This is a genomic window from Terriglobus sp. YAF25 (assembly GCF_052113305.1).
Classification (GTDB): Bacteria; Acidobacteriota; Terriglobia; order Terriglobales; family Acidobacteriaceae; genus Terriglobus.
Genome location: NZ_JBFRCY010000417.1, coordinates 1 through 4,125, shown reverse-complemented (window position 1 = coordinate 4,125; position 4,125 = coordinate 1). Strand labels below are relative to the sequence as shown.

The following is a 4,125-nucleotide window of genomic DNA, read 5'->3' as shown; positions in this document are numbered from 1 at the left end:
CGTTTCACCTATTCAATTCCAGCAAGCCTGTCGTCGGAAACGGCCGCCCCGCTTCTTTGCGCTGGCGCAGTAGGGTACAGGAGTCTACGCGTTGCTGACGTCAAACCCGGTACAAGCGTGGGTCTCTTTGGATACGGCGCTTCGGTGCAAATGGTGRTGCCTGTTCTTCTCCAGTGGGGCTGTGACGTTTTCGTGGCCACCCGCGAACCCGACCACCAGGATCTGGCCCGCACCCAGGGCGCACGTTGGGCAGGTCCGCTCGATGAGAAAACTCCCGAACAGCTTGATGCAGCAATCACCTTTGCGCCTGTCGGTAATGTTGTTATCTCTGCCCTTCGCTCTCTCTCGAAGGGAGGAGTCGTCGCGATCAATGCCGTCCATCTGGACCGCATTCCGTCGTTCGACTACGACACGCTTCTTTGGGGAGAACGGCAACTCCGCAGCGTCGCCAATCTCACGCGGCGAGATGCCGCCGAGTATCTGCAGCTTGTTGCAAACCTCTCATGGCGGCCAAAGGTCACGCCCTGCCGCCTGGATGAGATCAATCGGGTTCTGCTCGATATTCGCGAAAGCAGATTCACACTTCCCTACGTAGTCATTCCGTGAGGCTAGAGCATTGTTCCCTGCAGTTGTAGAATAGGGCTTCCGCATCAGGGCTTCCGCATCTATGGGCGTTTTCCGCAATGAAAACGCCGCTGCACGCCCCTTCCGGGATACCAAGCTACAGGGAAGATGCTCTATAACGTCCCTGCACCGAACGAGGGCTATGTCTTCATGCGACCTTGATGTTGACGGCCTTGGGAGGAGCCGATTTTGGCAACGTAAGTTCGAGCACACCATCGCTGAGCTTTGCTTCACTATGGCTTGCATCGATTATGGACGGCAGTTCGATATGGCGCGCAATCTCATTCGAAAACACTTCACTATACGTGACAGCTCCCTTCCCCTTTTCTTCCTTCCTGCTTTCGGATCTACCGCGAATATAGACTCCATTCGGCTCCACCTGAACGGTAAGCTCCTCGGCTTTGAACCCCGGCACTTCCGCCCGGACGGAAAAATTTTGATCTGACTCTACAATCTCTACCGGAACCGCTTTCAGGAACTCCGCTTCAGCCTCAAACCAATCATCCCAGTCACGGCCCTCGGCCCCTCCGCGTTGCTGGAAGAGACTGAAAGCACGCTTGGAGATACGTTCGGTAAGGCGCTCCATGTCCTCAAAAAGATTATGAATATGAGGAAATTGAATAGCAGTCTTAAGCGATTTGCCTGAGTGGACGGTTAGCGTAGTAGGCATGACAAGCCCTCCTTCGGCGCAAGCGCGCTCACATGGCTACATAACAGGCTCGATACAGGAAGACCGTGACCATCTGCACCGTCCCTAGTGACGGTGATCACTTACAGGGGAGATCTCCCGGAAGGAAGTTATGGAGCTCCAGTCCCGTACGCGATTCACTTGAGATCTACATTCAGGTCATAGATCTCCGCCGCACCCTCCAGGTACTCGAAGATCAGGTCTCCGCGTGCGGTGGCCTCTAATGCTCGGGATACATCACCATTCGCATAGACCTCAGGTATCTCCATCACTTCGCTTACCCCCTGCCCGCCGGGCTGAAACCTGAAARGGGTACACCGCTGCTCCTGGGTTGCCGTGGACTCCTGGCGGGCCATGAAATAGAGGGTATTCTCCTTGCGATCCCAGACATTAGCTCCGATCGTGGCTGAGGTGAACACGACATCCCACTTTCTGGACACCCTGTCAAAAACGCGTAGTTGTTCTCGATCCGCAGTTATAGCAGAGATATATCGCCCATCCGCTGACCACCTTGCAGCGGTCATTCCTTCAGACCCTGGCAGTTCTTCTATCAATTGCCCTTTTGAAGAAAGGATGGCGAGCTTCCCGGATCTCGTGCTGCTCAGGCCCGTCTGATCCATGACAAGTTGATCGCCGGCGCTACTATAGGCCAGCTCACTCGTTCCGCTGCCGCCGATTGCCAGAATGCCCGGCTTACCGCCACGCGCATCCACCTGCGCTAAACTCCACGGCTTGCCTTCGGTCATGCGCAGATAGAAGATGTCATGATCATCGGCCGACCATTGCGGCATGCGTGTGTACTCGTCATGCGCCGAAAGACGGGTCCGTTCGGTACCATCCAGACGGCTTTTCCAGAGTGAACCCTCCGGATACACGGAGTACGCAATCCACGCTCCATCATGAGAGATGCTCAATGAATTCGCCGAAACCGCCGGAAGAAAAGGAGCAAATTTCGAGTTGAGCAGAACGAGCCTGTGCCTCACCTGTTCACCGATCGCATAAATATGATCCTGGTCGATAACGGGCGCCCGCCAGAAATCCACCGGCCCCGATGCCAGCTCCCAGGAACGCTTGATCTCCTTCCATCCAAGAACCTCTTCGTGCTGCACCCATAGTGACGTCGACGCGGAGTTTCCGACAACATATGCGAAATACCTTCCGTTCGAGGTCCATGCACCGCAACATGCACGATGTTCATGTGGCTCGCCCCGGAGCACCTGCGAAAGGCGTTTCGTCGCAAGGTTTACTTCGTGAATGCTTTGTCCCCCATCTGGCTCGCGAACCGAAAACCGTATAGCAGTACCGTCAGGCGACCATACCGGCCAGAATGGGATTCCTTGCACTGCCGCCAGGGGGACGGGGTTCTGGCCCCCCTCGTCCGCCGTGAACAATTGTTGTCCGCGAATGAACGCCAGACGCTTGCCGTCTGGCGACCACGAAGGCGATTCTCCACTGAATTCACTTAACGGGCGAGCGTTATCTCCGTTTAGCAATGCCACGGTGATTGTGCCTTTATCACCCGGCCTGGCAATCAGCACTTCCTCCCCAGACTTGCCGATACCAGACAGAACTCCATCCCGAAACGGAAGCACCTGGTTCCTGGAGATACTGCCATCGAGAGAGACACTTACCAACACATTCCGGGTATCCTGGCGCTCCGTAAAAAAGAGCCTATTATCGCGCAGGAAGATGGGAGCATCACTTACCTTATAGACGCCGTCATCCGTTAGCTGCCTTACTTTCAATAAGTGTGGCCTTGCCTGAAAGCCGCGGAGCAGCGTAGCTGCCATCGTGACAACAATGACGGCAGCCTGTATTAGAAACATCTTCTTAATAATGTTCCTGGAGCGCTTCCCTTCCATCAAAGGAACACTCGGCAAAGCTGGCGAGGGAATCTTCTTTTTCGCCTTGTCCCATAGGGAGGGAGCGGGTTCGCGCGTTGTTGAGAGAGACAATGCGGATGGTGACATGCGGTACCCTTTTTTGGGTACTGTTTCTATGTACTCCTGACCATTTGGTAACCTCCCTAAGGTCTTGCGCAGGAGAAAGATTGTCTGGGTCAGATTGTGTTCTTCGACAATAACGTCTCCCCAGACTTTGTCCAGGAATGTCTCTCTGCTAACGACCTCCCCTTTAGCTTCAAGCAGCAAAGATAAGGTCTCTAATTGCCTTGGTGTGAGATCAATCATCTCAATTCCGCGCATGACAAGTAGCGGAGATTTCTCAAACGTATATTCTCCAAAAAACTGTATCTCTTTCATTACAAAAGACCTGGATATAACAATGGATCAATTGACCAGCATCAATTACGGTTTTGAGGACTATATCTACCCGTTCTATGTACTTTGAGCCAGTTTCATTTTCGTCGGGTCTCAGTTCCGTATCGTGATCGGGCCCGTTGTACTGCATTTGGTTTTCTTAAAGGACATACCATTATGGCAATTACTGGACTGCATCGGTCGTTTTATGGCCCTGCTTTGTATACCTCCCATGTTCCGCAAAAGTTGCTGATCCGGAGCCCATATCTCCCAGTTGTCGCACTTACGTTGGTTGGAGTCAGTATCTTTTCGATGTGTTGGATGTCTCTCATCAAGGCCGGGCTCCCGAGTGGATGGCTGGCTGCACTGGGAGTACTACAGGTAGCCTGGACCGTTTCGCTCTTGGAGATCTGGGTACAGAACGCATCTTCCATCCTCCGTCGGAACTCACGCAGCGCAAACCAGCAAGTGGGCGACCAAACCTGCAGGCATTGAAGCACAGTTCGCCGTAGGAGTTTAGGCGTCTCAACAACCGGCACAGGTGCGCCTTGGAAT

The 4,125-nt window shown here is 53.8% G+C and carries 3 protein-coding genes; 1 reads left to right on the top strand and 2 read right to left on the bottom strand.

The genetic code is table 11. The features are described from left to right. Positions 1-192: 192 nt before the first annotated feature. Entirely contained in the window at positions 193-606 is a 414-nt protein-coding gene (locus AB4043_RS16925; protein WP_442307586.1) for a hypothetical protein, read from the top strand. Between the two features lie 166 nt (positions 607-772). On the opposite strand, the gene AB4043_RS16920 is transcribed toward AB4043_RS16925, so the two are convergent. Together AB4043_RS16920 and AB4043_RS16915 are read right to left on the bottom strand one after the other, a co-directional pair. Further along, on the bottom strand, positions 773-1,294 hold the full coding sequence (locus AB4043_RS16920) for an Hsp20 family protein (RefSeq protein WP_442299066.1): 522 nt from the start codon (positions 1,292-1,294) through the stop codon (positions 773-775). Positions 1,295-1,449: 155 nt separating this feature from the next. Then, positions 1,450-3,573 (bottom strand): winged helix-turn-helix domain-containing protein, encoded by a 2,124-nt coding sequence (locus AB4043_RS16915; RefSeq protein WP_442307585.1) that lies wholly within the window; start codon positions 3,571-3,573, stop codon positions 1,450-1,452. Between the last annotated feature and the right edge of the window lie 552 nt (positions 3,574-4,125).

Excerpts from the sequence above, each read along its gene's own strand:
- AB4043_RS16920 (WP_442299066.1), bottom strand. The coding sequence starts at position 1,294 with ATGCCTACTACGCTAACCGTCCACTCAGGCAAATCGCTTAAGACTGCT.